This is a genomic window from Modestobacter sp. I12A-02662 (assembly GCF_041028325.1).
Classification (GTDB): domain Bacteria; phylum Actinomycetota; class Actinomycetes; order Mycobacteriales; family Geodermatophilaceae; genus Modestobacter.
In genome coordinates this window covers 120,643-135,471 of sequence record NZ_JABGDE010000004.1, presented here as the reverse complement: position 1 = coordinate 135,471, position 14,829 = coordinate 120,643, and the positions used below count along the sequence as shown (strand labels likewise).

Here is a 14,829-nt window from a genome sequence, read left to right as displayed (position 1 = left end):
GTCCCGTCCGCTCCGGGGTGCCGGGTCGTTCTGTCGGTGCCTCGACCTACGGTCGGTCCATGCGGTTGCTGCACACCTCGGACTGGCACGTGGGCAGGTCCCTGCACGGGACCGACCTGCTCGCCGAGCAGGACGCGGTGCTGCGCCGGCTCGCCGAGGTGGTGGCCGAGGAGTCGGTGGACGTCGTCGTGGTCGCCGGGGACGTCTACGACCGCGCCGTCCCCTCCGCGGACGCGACCGCCGTGCTCGACCGCGCGCTGACCCGGCTGCGGGCCGCGGGCGCCGTGGTCGTGCTGACCCCCGGCAACCACGACTCCGCGCGGCGGCTCGGCTTCGTCTCGGGGCTGCTGGCCCGCTCGGGCGTGCACGTGCGCGCGGCCACCGCCGTGCTCGACGAGCCCGTCCTCGTGGCCGACGAGCACGGTGAGGTCGCCGTCTACGGCCTGCCCTACCTGGAGCCGGAGGTCGCCCGGCACGAGCTGGGGCTGCCGGAGGCGCGCAGCCACGAGGCGGTGCTCGCCGCGGCCATGGACCGGGTGCGCGCCGACCTGTTCCTCCGGCCGGGCGCCCGGTCGGTCGTGCTCGCGCACGCGTTCGTCGGGGGCGGGGTGGCCAGCGAGAGCGAGCGCGACATCTGCGTCGGCGGGGTGGACCTGGTGCCGGCCTCGGTCTTCGACGGCGTCGACTACGTGGCGCTCGGGCACCTGCACCGGCCGCAGACGCTCAGTCCCCGGCTGCGGTACAGCGGCTCGCCGCTGGCGTACTCGTTCAGTGAGGCCGGCCAGCAGAAGCAGGCCTGGCTCGTCGAGCTGGACGCCGACGGGCTCGCCGACGTCCGGTCGGTGCCGCTGCCCGTGCCCCGCCGGCTCACCGTGCTGCACGGTGAGCTGGCCGACCTGCTGGCCGACCCCGCCCACACCCCGGCCGAGGAGCACTTCGTCTCCGTTCAGCTCACCGACCCGATCCGCCCCACCGACCCGATGCGCCACCTGCAGACCCGGTTCCCGCACTGCGTGCACCTGGAGTGGGCCGGCGCCGGGGCGGGGGCCGACGGGCGCAGCTACCAGGAGCGGCTCACCGGCCGCAGCGACCTCGAGGTGGCCGGGGAGTTCGTCGCGCACGTGCGGGGCGTCCCGGCCACCGACGCCGAGCGGACCCTGCTGGGGCGGGCGCTGGCCGCCGTGCACCGCGAGGAGGCCGCGCTGTGAGGGTCCACCGGCTGGAGCTCACCGCCTTCGGGCCGTTCGCCGACCGGGTCGAGGTCGACCTCGACGACGTGGCCCGTGACGGGCTGTTCCTGCTCTGGGGCCCCACCGGTGCGGGCAAGACCACGCTGCTGGACGCGGTGGTCTACGCGCTGTACGGCACCGTTCCCGGCGCGCGCGGCGAGGAGAAGCGGCTGCGCAGCGACCACGCCTCCGACCAGGTGCGCACCGAGGTCCGGTGCGAGGTCACCCTCGGCGGAGAACGGCTGCTGGTCACCCGCCGTCCCGAGCAGCAGCGACCCAAGCGCCGGGGAACCGGCGTCACCACCGAGCAGGCCCGGCTGACCGTCCAGCGGTGGGCGGCGCAGGGCTGGGAGCCGGTGAGCACCCGGATCGACGAGGGGTCCGAGCACCTGCGCACCCGGCTCGGTCTGTCCGCCGAGCAGTTCTGCCAGGTCGTGCTGCTGCCCCAGGGCGACTTCGCGCGTTTCCTGCGGGCCGAGCCGGAGGACCGGGGGCGCCTGCTGCGCACCCTGTTCGACGTGGGGCGGTTCGCCCGGGTCGAGGAGTGGCTGGCCGAGCAGCGCTCGGCCGCCCGCCAGGAGCTCGACCAGGCGCGGCTGCGGGCGAGCACGCTGCTCGCCCGGGTTGCCCAGGTGGCCGACGTCGACGTGCCCGAGGAGCTCGCGCCCGAGCTCGTGGGCGCGGCGGCGGCGGCCCACGCCGGGGTCTGGGTCCAGCGGGTGCGGGCCGAGGTGGCCGCGCGGCTGACCGAGCGGGAGAAGACCGCGGCCCAGGCGGCGGACGACGTCGCCCGCGAGGACGCCGTCCTGGCGGCCGCCCGGGAGGAGGCCGCCCGCCACGACCGCCGGGACCGCGCCCGTGCCCAGCTGGAGCGGCTCCAGGCGGAGGCGGCCGAGCTGCGCCCGCTGCGCGAGGTGCTGGAAGCGGGGCAGCGCGCCGAGCCGGTCCGCGACGTCCTGGAGGCCGCCGGCCGCGCCGCCGTGGAGCACGAGACGGCGCTCGCGCGGCTGACCACCGTCCGCCGGGACTGGACCGAGGTGGCCGCCGGCCGTTCCGCGGACCCCCGGCTGGCCCGCGCGCTGCGCGACGAGGTCGCGGCCCTGCGCTCGCTGCTGCCCGAGGTGGACCGCGCGGAGCGGCTGCAGGCGCAGGTCACCGGCGGGGAGCGGGAGCTGGGCCGGCTGGAGACGGCGGCCGAGCGGGACGAGGCGGCCGCGGCCGCCGAGTCCGCCCGGCTGGCCGCCGCGGACGCGGCGGTACGGGCCGCCGGCGACGCCGCCGCACGCCTGCCCGGGCTCACCGCCGACCTGGCCCGCCGCCACGAGGCGCTCGCGGCGGCCCGGGCCGCCGCGGAGCTCGCCGAGGGCCTGCACGCCGGGCAGGGGCAGGCGTCGGCCGCCCGCGAGGCGTGGCTGGACGCCCGGGAGCGCTGGGACGACCTCCGCGCCCGCCGGCTCGACGGCATGGCCGCCGAGCTCGCGGAGGGTCTGGCCGACGGCGCGGACTGCCCGGTCTGCGGCGCGGTGGAGCACCCCCGGCTGGCCCGGCACGAGGGGCCGGTGGTCACCCGCGCGGACGAGGACGCAGCCCGCGCCGCCGCCGGCGAGCAGGAGGCGCGGTACGAGGCGGCGGCCCGCCTGGTGGAGGAGACCGAGCGCCGCATCGCCGTCCTGCAGGCGCAGGGCGGCGAGCAGCCGGTCGCCGAGCAGGCCGCGGCGGTGGCCACCGCCGCCGCCGAGGAGGGGGCGGTGCGGGCGCAGGCCGAGCGACTGGACGAGGTCCGCCGCGCGCTCACCACGCTGGTCGCCGAACGGGACGCCGCCGCGGCGGCCCGCGCGGCCGCCCGCGAGGAGGTCGCCCGCCGCCGGGCCGAGCTCGCCGCCGCAGCGGAGGCGCTCGCGGAGGTCCGGGAGCGGCTGACCGCGGCGCGGGGCGAGGACCCCGACCTGCCCGCCCGGGTGCGCCGGCTGGCCGGGGAGGCGGGACGCTGCGAGGCGCTCGTCACCGCCGAGGACGACGAGGTCCGCGCCCGGGTGGCGGCCGACGCGGCCCGTCGGCTGGCCGAGGAGCGGGTCGCCGACGCGGGGTTCCCCGACCTGCTGGCCGCCGCCGGTGCGCTGCTCGAGCGCGGGGGGTCCGCGGACATCGGCCGGCGCGTCGCCGAGCACGACCGCCAGTGGTCGCTGGTCACCGCCACCCTCGCCGAGCCGGAGCTCGCCGACCTGGCCCCGCGTCCCGACCTCGAGGCGGCCCGCACCGGCTGCCGGTCGGCGACGGAGCGGCGCGAGGCGGCCGTCGCGGCGCTGGCCGAGGCCGGCCGGTGCGCCGCGGACCTCGACGAGCTGACCGCCGACCTCACCGCGGTCGAGGTGGAGCTCGACGAGCGGCGGGCCGTGGCCGAGCAGGTCACCGCCCTCGCCGACCTGGTCAACGGCCGCGGCGCCAACACGCTGAAGATGCGGTTGCAGTCCTTCGTCCTCGCGGCGCGGCTGGAGCAGGTCGCCGAGGTGGCCAGCCGGCGGCTGCGGGACATGTCCGGCGGGCGGTACACCTTCCTGCACAGCGACGCCCAGGGCCGGCACGGCGCCCGTGGCGGGCTGGGCCTGGACGTGCTCGACGAGTACACCGGGGCGCGCCGGCCGACGAAGACGCTGTCCGGCGGGGAGAGCTTCATGGCCTCCCTGGCGCTGGCGCTCGGGCTCGCCGACGTCGTCACCGCCGAGAGCGGCGGGGTGCAGATCGAGACCCTCTTCGTCGACGAGGGCTTCGGCACCCTCGACCCGCTGGCGCTGGACGCGGTGATGACCGTCCTCGACGAGCTGCGCCGCGGTGGCCGCACCGTCGGCGTGATCAGTCACGTCGAGGAGCTGCGCACCCGGATCCCCAGCCGGCTGGAGGTCGTGGCCGGCCGGGACGGCTCGCGGCTGGCCGGCTGAGCCCGCGGGTCAGGCGGCGGCGCGCGTGTCCTGCTCGGCGGCCGACTGGCGGCGCTCGACGTCCAGCTGGTGGGCCACGGCGGCCGGCGCGTCGCTGGACACGAACACCCAGCGGCGGTAGGCCAGGAAGCGGATGACCGTGCCCAGGCCGATGGAGACGACGTTGGTCATCTGCAGGGCCAGGGCGCCGTCCTGGCCGAGCGGGTAGCGCACCGTCGCGACCAGCAGCAGGCCCAGCAGCAGGGTCACGCCGTTGACCAGGAAGAAGAGGGTGTACTCCCGGCGCAGGCCGGTCCGGGCCCGGTGGGAGAACGACCAGTAACGGTGCCCGACGTAGGCCAGGGTCATCGACACGAGGGTCGCCAGCAGCTTGGAGGTGACCGCCCCGACCCCGGCGTGCGCGTACAGCAGCTGGAACAGGCCGAGGTCGACGACGAAGCACACGGCACCCACGACGCCGAAGGCGCTGAGTTCCTTGAGCAGGATGCGCCAGGTGACCCCTGCACGGTCGAGGAGCCGCGGGATGAACTGCACGGGGCAACTGTAGGGGGACCCACCCCCGGCTGCCGCCGTGGACGAGTCGCCCCTGTGCACGGTCCGGCTCCGGCGCGACCCGGGAGCGACTCCGGACACGGGCGGGTCCCCGGGTTCCGCGTCGGGGTCCGGCGCCGCGCTCACCTACGATCGCCGACGATGACGCGGGACGAGCAGGCGCCGAGGGCTGCGTCCGGAACCGGCCCGCGGGCCCTCGGCGCGGGGTGGCTGGTGCTGCCCACCTACCAGGAGATCGAGAACATCGAGCCCGCGCTGCGGGCGGTCCACGCGGCGCTGACCTCCTGCGACCTCCCGGGGTTCCGGATCCTGGTGGTCGACGACTCCTCCCCGGACGGCACCGCCGAGCGGGCCCGCGCGCTGAGCGCCGAGCTGCCGCAGGTCGAGGTGCTCGTACGGCCCCAGCGGCAGGGGCTCGGCCGCGCCTACGTCCACGGCTTCACGTACGCGGTCGCGCACGGGGCAGACGTCCTGCTGCAGATGGATGCCGACTTCTCCCACGACCCCGCCGACATCCCCCGCCTGGTGGCCGCCGTGCGTGCCGGTGCCGACATGGCGATCGGCTCCCGGTACACGCCTGGCGGGGGAGTGGCGAACTGGGGTCTGCCGCGGCGGCTGCTCTCCCGCGGGGGTTCGGTGTACGCCCGGCTCGTGCTCGGGCTGGACGTCGCCGACCTGACCGGGGGCTTCAAGTGCTTCCGGGCCGCGGTGCTCCAGGCGATCGAGCCGGAGACGATCGAGGCCCAGGGGTACGCCTTCCAGATCGAGGTCACCAACCGGGCGGTCCGCGCCGGCTTCCGGGTCGTCGAGGTGCCGATCGTCTTCCGGGACCGCGAGCACGGGCAGTCCAAGATGAACGCCCGGATCGCGGCCGAGGCGCTCCTCCTGGTCCCCAGGCTGCGGCGCAAGGCGCGGGGTTGAGCGCCACCGGGTCGACCGCGGTCCCGGTGCGCGAGGTGCCGGCCGGCACCCGGGGGTGGCTCGACGCAGCCGTCGCGGTGGTCATGTTCGCCCTCACCGCCGCCTGGAACCTCACCGCGGCCGCCACCGTGGACGTCCAGCAGTGGCTGTCCGGGGAGGAGGTCTCGGTCAGCATCCTCGACGTGGTCGCCGTCCCGGCCCGCTTCCAACCGACCGAGTACGCCACCAACTTCGGCGGGCACCTGCACTTCTGGGTCTTCTCCCACCTGGACCCGTCGCCGGACCTGTTCTACGGCCGGGACTGGAAGGCCGGGGCGATGGCCCTGCTCGCGCCCCTGTCCTACCTGGTGCTGCGGCGCCGGCTGTCCTGCGGTCGAGCGGCCTCCGTGCTCGGCGCGGCCGTCGTCGTGCTGCTGCCCGGCGTCAGCGCGCTGGCCTGGCTGGCTACCGAGAACGGCCTGGAGGCGCTGTGGGGCATGGTCACGCTGCTCCTGGTCACCTCCCGCCGGCGCTGGTGGGTGCTCGCCCCCGTCACCGCGGGCATCAGCGTGTCCACCTACGGCGCCGGTCTCGCCTGGGCCGGTGCAGCCGGGGTCGTCGTCCTCGTCCGGCTCGTCCGCTCGCCACGGCGGGTGCGGGACACCCTCGGACTGCTCGGCGCGACCGTCGTCGGCGCGGCGGTCGTCTGCTTCCCGCTGGTCTGGTGGGAGGGCGGAGGCCGGATCGTCATCGGTGGTGGCTCGGTCGACTCGGCCGACCCGGTGGACGCCCTGGACGGCCTGCTGTACGAGCTGACGGAGCGGGGGGACTCCTACTACTACTTCACCGCGGCCCCCGCGCTGGGTTCGCTGGAGCTGGCCGTCGCGCTCGCGATCAGCCTGGTCCTGGCCACCGTGTGGCGGCCGCGGTCGTGGCCCTGGACGGGGACCCTGGTCCTGACGGTCGTCCTGTACGCGCTGAGCGGCGGCGTGCTCGGCGTGCGGCGGACCATCGCCATCCCGATCGTCGCGGGGCTGGCGCTGGCGGTGGCCGTCGACCACCTGGTCCGGCGCCGGCCCGCCGTGGTGCGGGGGCTCGCGGTCGTCGCGGTCGCCGCGGCCGCGCTCGTCCCCGTCGGGCTGCACCACCTCGAGGAGCGGGAGGAATGGCTGAGTGGCCGGTACCAGCTGCCTCGGGACTTCGCGTTCGGCCTCGCGGAGGGGCGCACGATGGTCGAGGAGGTCGCGGCCCTGACCGACCGGCTCAACTCGGGCCGGGCCACGTACGAGGAGGTCGCCGCCGAGCGCGAGGGGGAACGGGCGCTGGCGATGGTCTGGTTCCTCGCCGAGCGGAACGGGCGGGACCTGACCGGACTCGCCACCCCGGCGCAGATCGCGGAGCTGGCGCGCGAGGGCCCGCGCTGTGCCCGCGGCTGCAGTCCGGTGCCGGGCCGCCCCTGACCGGTGTCCCGGAGACGCCGGAAGGGGCGAGGATGGACGAGTGATCCGTGTCCTCCCCGCCCTCCGACCGCTGGGTCTGCTCGCGGTCCTCCTGCTGCTGAGCGGCTGTGCGCTCACCGGGACGGCGACCGCCGGGAACGCCGCCGTTCCCGCTGTCCCGGCGACGGCGTCCCCCGCGGCCGACCGCTCGTCCGCGCCCCCGCTCCCGCCGGCGACCGCGACCGACGTCGTGACCGTCGTCGTCGTGGGTGACTCGATCACCGCCGGCACCGGACCCACCGACCGGGCCGACACCCCGGGACCGCAGTCCTGGCAGCACGGCTTCTGGGGTGCGCCGCTGGAGTTCCGCGGCGGATGGGCGGTCCCGGGGGCGACGACCGAGCAGATGCGGGCCGGCGCCGCGGGCCTCGCCGCCGATGTCCTCGTGCTGCTGGGCGGCACCAACGACCTCGCCACCGGGGTCGGCTGGCCGGCGAGCCAGGAGCACCTCCTGGGGGTCGTCGCCGCGGTCGGCGAGGGCCACGTCGTGCTGTCCGCGATCCCGCCCTCGGACTTCTTCCCGGCCCTCGTGCTGGACTTCAACGCCCGGCTGACCGCGCTGGCGCAGCAGCAGGGGTGGGAGTTCGTCGACCCCTGGGTGGCGGTGTCCCAGGGCGGGGCCTTCGCGCCGGGCACCAGCCCGGACGGCATCCACCCGACCCCCGAGGTGGCGGCGCAGGCCGGCGCGGTCATCCGCGCCGCCGTCCTGACCTGACGCAGCTGCGGGCCGGGCACGGCCGCTCGCTACCGTGGTCCGCGATGGCCACCCCCCTGCACCCCCGTACCGGCCTGCCCGTCGTGGCGATGGTGGGCGGCGGGCAGCTGTCCCGCATGACCCACCAGGCGGCGATCGCCCTCGGGCAGTCGCTGCGGGTCCTCGCCACCGACCCGGCCGAGTCCGCGGCGCTCGTCGCGGCCGACGTCGTCCTCGGCGACCACCGCGACCTGGCGGCGCTGCGCACGGTGGCCGACGGCGCGACCGTGCTGACCTTCGACCACGAGCACGTGCCCACCGAGCACCTGCGTGCCCTCGAGGACGACGGCCACCGGGTGGCTCCGGGGCCGGCGGCGCTGGTGCACGCCCAGGACAAGCTGGTGCTCCGCCGGGCCCTCACCGAGGCGGGGGAGCCGCAGCCTGCCTGGGCCGAGGTGCGCACCGGCGCCGACGTCGCCCGCTTCGCCGCCACCGCCGGCTGGCCGGTGGTGCTCAAGACCCCGCGCGGCGGCTACGACGGCAAGGGCGTCTTCGTCGTCCCCGACGAGGAGTTCGCGGCCGAGCTGCTCGCCGCGCACGGCACGCTGCTCGCCGAGCAGCGGGTCGAGATGGTGCGGGAGCTGTCCGCGCAGGTGGCCCGATCGCCGTTCGGGCAGGTGTCGGTCTGGCCGGTGGTCGAGACCGTCCAGCGGGACGGCGTCTGCAACGAGGTGTACGCCCCCGCGCCGGGGCTGAGCGAGGAGAAGGCCACCGCGGCGCAGGAGCTCGCCGTCCGCATCGCCGACCGGCTCGGGGTGGTCGGCATGCTCGCCGTCGAGCTGTTCGAGACCGCCGACGGCGTGCTGGTCAACGAGCTGGCGATGCGGCCGCACAACTCCGGGCACTGGACGATCGAGGGCGCCCGCACCAGCCAGTTCGAGCAGCACCTGCGCGCCGTCCTGGACTACCCGCTCGGGTCGACGGCGATGACCGCGCCGGTGGTCGTGATGGCCAACGTGCTCGGTGGCGCGGCCTCGGCCGAGGACTGGACCGGCCCGGCCCTCGACGAGCGGGTGCACCACCTCCTGGCCCACTGGCCGGACGTGAAGCTGCACTGGTACGGCAAGGGCCAGCGGCGTGGCCGGAAGCTGGGGCACGTCACCGCGCTGGGCGACGACCTGGCCGAGGTGCGTGCCCGGGCGGTGGCCGCCGCCCGCTACCTGGCCGACGGCGTGGTCGACCCCGCCTTCGCCTTCGCCGACGAGCACTGAGGAGCCGCACCGTGCCCGAGCCCGGCACCGACCCCGTCGTCGGCATCGTCATGGGCAGCGACTCCGACTGGCCGATGATGGAGCCCGCGGCCTCGGCGCTGCAGGAGTTTGACGTCCCGTTCGAGGCGCACGTCGTGTCCGCGCACCGCACGCCGCGGCGGATGCTCGAGTACGCCGAGACCGCCGCAGACCGCGGGCTGCGGGTGGTCATCGCCGGCGCCGGGGGAGCGGCGCACCTGCCCGGCATGGTCGCCGCCGCGACGCCGCTGCCGGTGATCGGCGTCCCCCGCCCGCTGGACAGGCTCGACGGCCTCGACAGCCTGCTGTCGATCGTGCAGATGCCCGCGGGCGTGCCGGTGGCGACCGTGTCGATCGGTGGCGGGCGCAACGCCGGTCTGCTCGCGGTGCGGATCCTCGCTGCCGGCGATCCGGAGCTGCGGGCTGCGGTGGCCCGGTTCCAGGCCGACCTCGCCGAGTCCGTGCTCGCCCGGGACGCCGCTCTGCAGGACCGGCTCGGCGCCGACTGACCCGCCCCACCCAGGGGTGAGGATGCTTCCGGTCACGCCCGGTCCGACCTACGATCTACTCGTGAGTAACAATGCTGGGCTGTACGCGCTGACCGAGGAGCACCAGGCCGTCCGGGAAGCCGTCCGCGAGATCGCCGAGCACGAGATCGCGCCGTACGCCGCCGAGGTGGACGCCGAGTCGCGGTACCCGGTCGAGGCGCAGAAGGCGCTCATCGCGGCGGGGTTCCACGCCACCCACGTCCCGGAGCAGTACGGGGGCGAGGGGGCCGACGCCGTCGCCACCTGCATCGTGATCGAGGAGGTGGCCCGGGTCGACGTCAGCGCCTCGCTGATCCCGGCGGTCAACAAGCTGGGCTCGGTCCCGCTCATCCTGTCCGCGTCGGAGGAGCTCAAGCAGCAGGTGCTGCCCTCCATCGCCGCCGGCGACGCGATGATCAGCTACGGCCTCTCCGAGCGGGAGGCCGGTTCCGACGCCGCGGCCATGCGCACCCGCGCCCGGCGGGACGGCGACAGCTGGGTGCTCAACGGCACCAAGGCCTGGATCACCAACGCCAGCGTCTCCGAGTGGTTCACCGTCATGGCGGTCACCGACCCGGAGCAGGGCGCCAACGGGATCTCCGCGTTCGTCGTCCACCGCGACGACCCGGGCTTCGCGGTGGGCCCCAAGGAGAAGAAGATGGGGATCAAGGGCTCGCCGACCTGCGAGCTCCACCTCACCGACTGCACCGTCCCCGCGGACCGGCTGGTCGGCGAGCCCGGCACCGGCTTCAAGACGGCGCTGCGCACGCTGGACCACACCCGCCCGACCATCGGCGCGCAGGCCGTCGGGGTCGCGCAGGGCGCCCTGGACGCGGCGATCGCCTACACCAAGGACCGCCGCCAGTTCGGGTCGGCGGTCGCGGACTTCCAGGGCGTGCAGTTCATGCTCGCCGACATGGCCATGAAGATCGAGGCCGCCCGGCACCTGGTCTACGTGGCCGCGGCCCGCGGCGACCAGGGCGGCCCCGACCTGACCATGCTGTCCGCCTCGGCCAAGGCGTTCGCTTCCGACGTGGCCATGCAGGTGACCACCGACGCCGTGCAGCTGTTCGGTGGCGCCGGCTACACGCAGGACTTCCCGGTGGAGCGGATGATGCGCGACGCCAAGATCACCCAGATCTACGAGGGCACCAACCAGGTGCAGCGCATGGTGATCGCACGGAGCCTCCTGAGGTAGGACGTCGACCGGCGTTCCCGCAGGTCAGCAGCATGCCACGCGGACAGGGGCGACGTGGCAGCCGCAACGGCCTCGTATGGCGCGTGGTCCGGCATGGACCTCATGTGCGTGGGCCGACGTCCCGGGTGGCGTAGATGAAGACCCCGGAGTCCAGGTTCGGCTTGCGGCGGAGCGAGGGCCGCCACGTCCCGTCGCGGCCGAGCTGCCAGTCCACCGCGCCGTCCAGCATGTCCAGGTGGATGGAGTCCCACCGCCACGTGAGCGGCTCCTTATGCGCAGGCCCGTGTCGAGAGCTGCTCAGAGCGGGAGTGGCGGGCTGAGGTGGTGGACCACCCTGGTCTACGAGGGCACCAACCAGGTGCAGCGCATGGTGATCGCGCGGAGTCTGCTCAGTGGGTAGGACGGCACTGGCGTTCCTGCAGCCCAGCCGCCTGTCCGCGCTGCTGCAGGCCGAGTCGGCGCACCTGCCGGTGGTGGCGGTGTGCGGTCAGTTCCCGCCGAGGATCGCGACGGCGCGGCGGCCGAGGCTGTTGGCCACATGCCGGCGCATCTGCTCCTCGGCCTCCTCGGGGTCCCCGTCCAGGACTGCCGCCATCATGGCCTGGTGCTCGGCCCGCACCCGGGCCCTGTCGTCGGGGGAGTCGTCGCGGGACTCCAGAGCCGCACGGCGGTAGCGGTCGGCCTTGTCCCACAGGCCGTCGAGCAGGCCGATCAGCAGGTCGTTGTGCGATGCGCGGTAGAGCGCGGCGTGGAAGGCCCGGTGCGCCTCGAGGGCGATCAGGCCGCTGCCGGCGTCCAGGGGTTCCAGGGATGCGGCAGCGTCGCGGATCCGCGCCATGTCGGCGCTGTCCCGCCGCCCGGCAGCGAGCCGGACCGCGAGCGGGTCGAGCTGCTGACGGACCTCGAAGAGGCTGCGCGCCTCGTCCGCCGTGAGCGGAGCGACGCGGGCGTCCCGGTGCGCATCGAGCACGACCAGGCCCTCCGACGAGAGCCGGCGCATCGCCTCGCGCAGTGGGGTCGTGCTGACGTTCAGTTCGGCGGCCAGAGCTTCCTGGCTGATCGTCGCGCCGTGGGGGAGCTCCCCGGACATGATCCGCTCACGGACCTCGCTGTAGGCGTACTCGGCCTTGGTCAGCGCGGCACGGAACATCGGCGTCGCCATGCGTCCCCCTTCGGTCGGGACTGAGAATAGCGCCCTCCGAGGCTGTAGCCTATAAGAAGTCATTCGATGGAGGTGGGCATGGCCATGATCGACAGCTTCGGCGCCCGGCGGACCCTGGACCTGGGGTCGGGAGAGTACGAGGCGTGGTCCCTGCACGCCGTTCCGGGGGCCGAGCACCTGCCCTTCTCGTTGAAGATCGTGCTGGAGAACCTGCTCCGCCACGAGGACGGCGTCGCTGTGACGGCCGAGACGATCCAGCGCCTCGCGAGCGGCGTGGGCACCGGAGGAGAGGTGTCGTTCTCACCGGCGCGCGTCTTCCTGCACGACACGAACGGCATCCCGGTCCTGGTCGACCTGGCCGCCATGCGCGAGGTCGTGGGTGACCTGGGCGGTGACCCGGCCGCGGTGAACCCGGTCATCCCGGCGGAGCTCACCGTTGACCACTCGGTCGTCACCGACGTCTTCGGGCGTCCCGACGCCATGAGGATCAACGTGGAGCGGGAGTACGCCCGCAACGAGGAGCGGTACCGGTTCCTGAAGTGGGGGCAGCAGCAGTTCCGGCAGTTCGCCGTCGTCCCCCCGGGCACGGGGATCATGCACCAGATCAACCTGGAGTACCTGGCCGACGTCGTCGTGCGGCGGGACGGGCGGGCCTTCCCCGACACGCTCGTCGGAACCGACTCCCACACGACCATGATCAACGGCCTCGGCGTCCTGGCCTGGGGCGTGGGCGGCATCGAGGCGGAGGCGGCGATGCTCGGGCTGCCGGTCGGGACCCTCGTCCCGCCGGTCGTGGGCCTGGAGCTGATCGGTGAGCGGCGGCCCGGGGTGACCGCGACGGACCTGGTGCTGACCATCGCCGAGATGCTGCGCGCCCGCGGTGTCGTGGGCTCCTTCGTCGAGTTCACCGGGCCGTCGGTCGGCGCCGTCCCCCTCGCCGACCGGGCGACGCTGGCCAACATGAGCCCGGAGTTCGGCAGCACCTGCGCCATCTTCCCGATCGACCAGGTCACCGTGGACTACCTCCGGTTCACCGGTCGGGACGTCGAGCACGTCGAGGCGGTCGAGCGGTACGCCAAGGAACAGGGCCTGTGGCACGACCCGACCGTCCGCCCCCGCTTCGACGACCTGCTGCGACTCGACCTGTCGACCGTGGAGCCGTCACTGGCTGGTCCCCGGCGTCCACAGGACCGCATCCCGCTGGCCAGCGCGCGCAGCCGCTTCCAGAGCGCGCTGGCCGAGATGCTCGCCGACCGCTTCCCGGGGGGCCCGGAGGACGCCGTCGACGAGGCCAGTCAGGAGTCCTTCCCGGCCAGCGACCCGCCGGCCCTCGCCGCGGTCGCGACCTCCCGCCCGGCGGCCACGGGGCTCCAGCACGGAGCGGTCGCCATCGCGGCGATCACCTCGTGCACCAACACCTCCAACCCCGCGGTGATGGTCGCGGCCGGCCTGCTGGCGCGCAACGCGGTGCAGGCAGGGCTGACCAGGAAGCCGTGGGTCAAGACCAGCCTGGCGCCCGGCTCCAAGGTGGTGACCGACTACCTGAGCAGGTCCGGGTTGGACCGCCCGTTGGAGGAGCTGGGGTTCCACACCGTCGGCTACGGGTGCATGACGTGCATCGGGAACTCCGGCCCCCTGACCCCCGAGGTCAGCCAGGAGATCGCCGAGCGGGATCTCGTGGTCGCCGCCGTGCTGTCGGGGAACCGCAACTTCGACGGGCGGATCAACAACGACGTCGCCATGAACTACCTGGCCTCCCCGCCGCTCGTCGTGGCCTACGCCCTCACCGGGTCGATGGACGTCGATCTGCTCCACCAGCCGCTGGGCGTGGGTGCCTCCGGGGAGCCGGTGTACCTGGCGGACCTGTGGCCGACGGACGCCGAGATCGAGGAGGTCGTCCGCGGCAACCTGGACCCGGCGATGTTCTCGGCCCGCTACGCCGACGTCTTCACCGGTGAGCAGCAGTGGGCCGAGCTGGCGGTGGGTGGCCGCGCGACCTTCGACTGGGACCCGGGGTCGACCTACGTGCACCGTCCACCGTTCCTCGACGGGCTGTCCGTGACCCCGGAGGAGGTGTCCGACATCGCCGGCGCCCGGGTGCTGGCAGTGCTCGGGGACTCCATCACCACCGACCACATCTGCCCGGCCGGGCGGATCCCGGTGGACAGCCCGGCGGGGCAGTACCTGGTGGGGCGCGGCGAGACCGACCTGAACACGTACGCCTCCCGCCGGGGCAACCACGAGGTCATGCTGCGGGGTGCCTTCGGCAACCAGCGGCTGCGCAACCAACTGGTCCCCCAGCGGCGTGGTGGGTGGACCCTCGACCACCTGGACGGGTCGGAGCGCACGGTCTACGACGCGGCCGAGCACTACCGGGGTGCCGGCACACCGCTGATCGTCCTGGCGGGCAAGGAGTACGGCACCGGGTCGTCCCGTGACTGGGCCGCCAAGGGGACGGCGCTGCTCGGCGTGCGCGCGGTTCTCGCCGAGAGCTTCGAGCGCATCCACCGCTCCAACCTGATCGGCATGGGCGTCCTCCCGCTCCAGTTCCTCGAGGGGGACTCGATCGCGAGCCTGGGCCTGTCAGGCCGGGAGACCTTCTCGATCGAGGGGCTGGCCGGCCTGGGTGAGCACAGGTGGCCGCGCGAGGTCACGGTGCGGGTAGAGGACGCCGACGGCGCACGGGCCTTCCGAGTCCACGTCCGGCTGGACACCGCGACGGAGGCGAAGTACCTCCGGCACGGCGGGGTGCTGCCGTTCGTCGCACGGTCCCTGGTGGCCAGCTCGGCTGCAGCGCCGGCTCGTTGACAGAGTACAGCCTATAAGCTGTACCCTGTGGCCAC

At 74.7% G+C, this 14,829-nt stretch carries 12 protein-coding genes; 9 read left to right on the top strand and 3 right to left on the bottom strand.

The genetic code is table 11. From position 1 onward, the window contains the following. Positions 1-59: 59 nt before the first annotated feature. Positions 60-1,208, top strand: a complete 1,149-nt coding sequence (locus tag HL189_RS05730; RefSeq protein ID WP_369132747.1) for an exonuclease SbcCD subunit D — start codon at positions 60-62, stop codon at positions 1,206-1,208. Further along, entirely contained in the window at positions 1,205-4,165 is a 2,961-nt protein-coding gene (locus tag HL189_RS05725) for an AAA family ATPase (protein WP_369132746.1), read from the top strand. The genes HL189_RS05730 and HL189_RS05725 overlap by 4 nt, the downstream gene beginning before the upstream one ends. A gap of 9 nt (positions 4,166-4,174) precedes the next feature. Here HL189_RS05725 and HL189_RS05720 read toward each other — a convergent pair whose 3' ends face one another. Further along, positions 4,175-4,699 carry a GtrA family protein gene (locus HL189_RS05720; RefSeq protein ID WP_369132745.1) on the bottom strand — a complete coding sequence of 175 codons (525 nt, stop codon included), beginning with the start codon at positions 4,697-4,699 and terminating at the stop codon, positions 4,175-4,177. 159 nt (positions 4,700-4,858) lie between these two features. On the opposite strand from HL189_RS05720, the gene HL189_RS05715 reads away from it, so the two are divergent. The 6 genes from HL189_RS05715 (at position 4,859) to HL189_RS05690 (ending at position 10,824) form a co-directional block, all read left to right on the top strand. Further along, complete coding sequence (locus HL189_RS05715) at positions 4,859-5,638, top strand: polyprenol monophosphomannose synthase (RefSeq protein WP_369132744.1); 780 nt, start codon at positions 4,859-4,861, stop codon at positions 5,636-5,638. Continuing rightward, entirely contained in the window at positions 5,635-7,077 is a 1,443-nt protein-coding gene (locus HL189_RS05710) for a hypothetical protein (RefSeq protein WP_369132743.1), read from the top strand. The genes HL189_RS05715 and HL189_RS05710 overlap by 4 nt, the downstream gene beginning before the upstream one ends. A 40-nt stretch (positions 7,078-7,117) precedes the next feature. Then, positions 7,118-7,831 carry an SGNH/GDSL hydrolase family protein gene (locus tag HL189_RS05705; RefSeq protein ID WP_369132742.1) on the top strand — a complete coding sequence of 238 codons (714 nt, stop codon included), beginning with the start codon at positions 7,118-7,120 and terminating at the stop codon, positions 7,829-7,831. A 44-nt stretch (positions 7,832-7,875) separates the two neighbouring features. Beyond that, positions 7,876-9,081 carry a 5-(carboxyamino)imidazole ribonucleotide synthase gene (locus HL189_RS05700; protein ID WP_369132741.1) on the top strand — a complete coding sequence of 402 codons (1,206 nt, stop codon included), beginning with the start codon at positions 7,876-7,878 and terminating at the stop codon, positions 9,079-9,081. Positions 9,082-9,131: 50 nt separating this feature from the next. Beyond that, complete coding sequence (gene purE, locus HL189_RS05695; protein WP_369133057.1) at positions 9,132-9,608, top strand: 5-(carboxyamino)imidazole ribonucleotide mutase; 477 nt, start codon at positions 9,132-9,134, stop codon at positions 9,606-9,608. A gap of 61 nt (positions 9,609-9,669) precedes the next feature. After that, positions 9,670-10,824: an acyl-CoA dehydrogenase family protein gene (locus HL189_RS05690; protein WP_369132740.1), complete on the top strand. Its 1,155-nt coding sequence runs from the start codon at positions 9,670-9,672 to the stop codon at positions 10,822-10,824. 100 nt (positions 10,825-10,924) lie between these two features. On the opposite strand, the gene HL189_RS05685 is transcribed toward HL189_RS05690, so the two are convergent. Both HL189_RS05685 and HL189_RS05680 read right to left on the bottom strand, forming a co-directional pair. Further along, on the bottom strand, positions 10,925-11,053 hold the full coding sequence (locus HL189_RS05685; protein WP_369132739.1) for a hypothetical protein: 129 nt from the start codon (positions 11,051-11,053) through the stop codon (positions 10,925-10,927). Between the two features lie 258 nt (positions 11,054-11,311). Then, positions 11,312-11,986, bottom strand: a complete 675-nt coding sequence (locus tag HL189_RS05680) for a GntR family transcriptional regulator (RefSeq protein ID WP_369132738.1) — start codon at positions 11,984-11,986, stop codon at positions 11,312-11,314. A 78-nt stretch (positions 11,987-12,064) separates the two neighbouring features. On the opposite strand from HL189_RS05680, the gene acnA reads away from it, so the two are divergent. Beyond that, positions 12,065-14,794 (top strand): aconitate hydratase AcnA, encoded by a 2,730-nt coding sequence (acnA, locus tag HL189_RS05675; RefSeq protein ID WP_369132737.1) that lies wholly within the window; start codon positions 12,065-12,067, stop codon positions 14,792-14,794. The last annotated feature ends 35 nt before the right edge of the window (positions 14,795-14,829 follow it).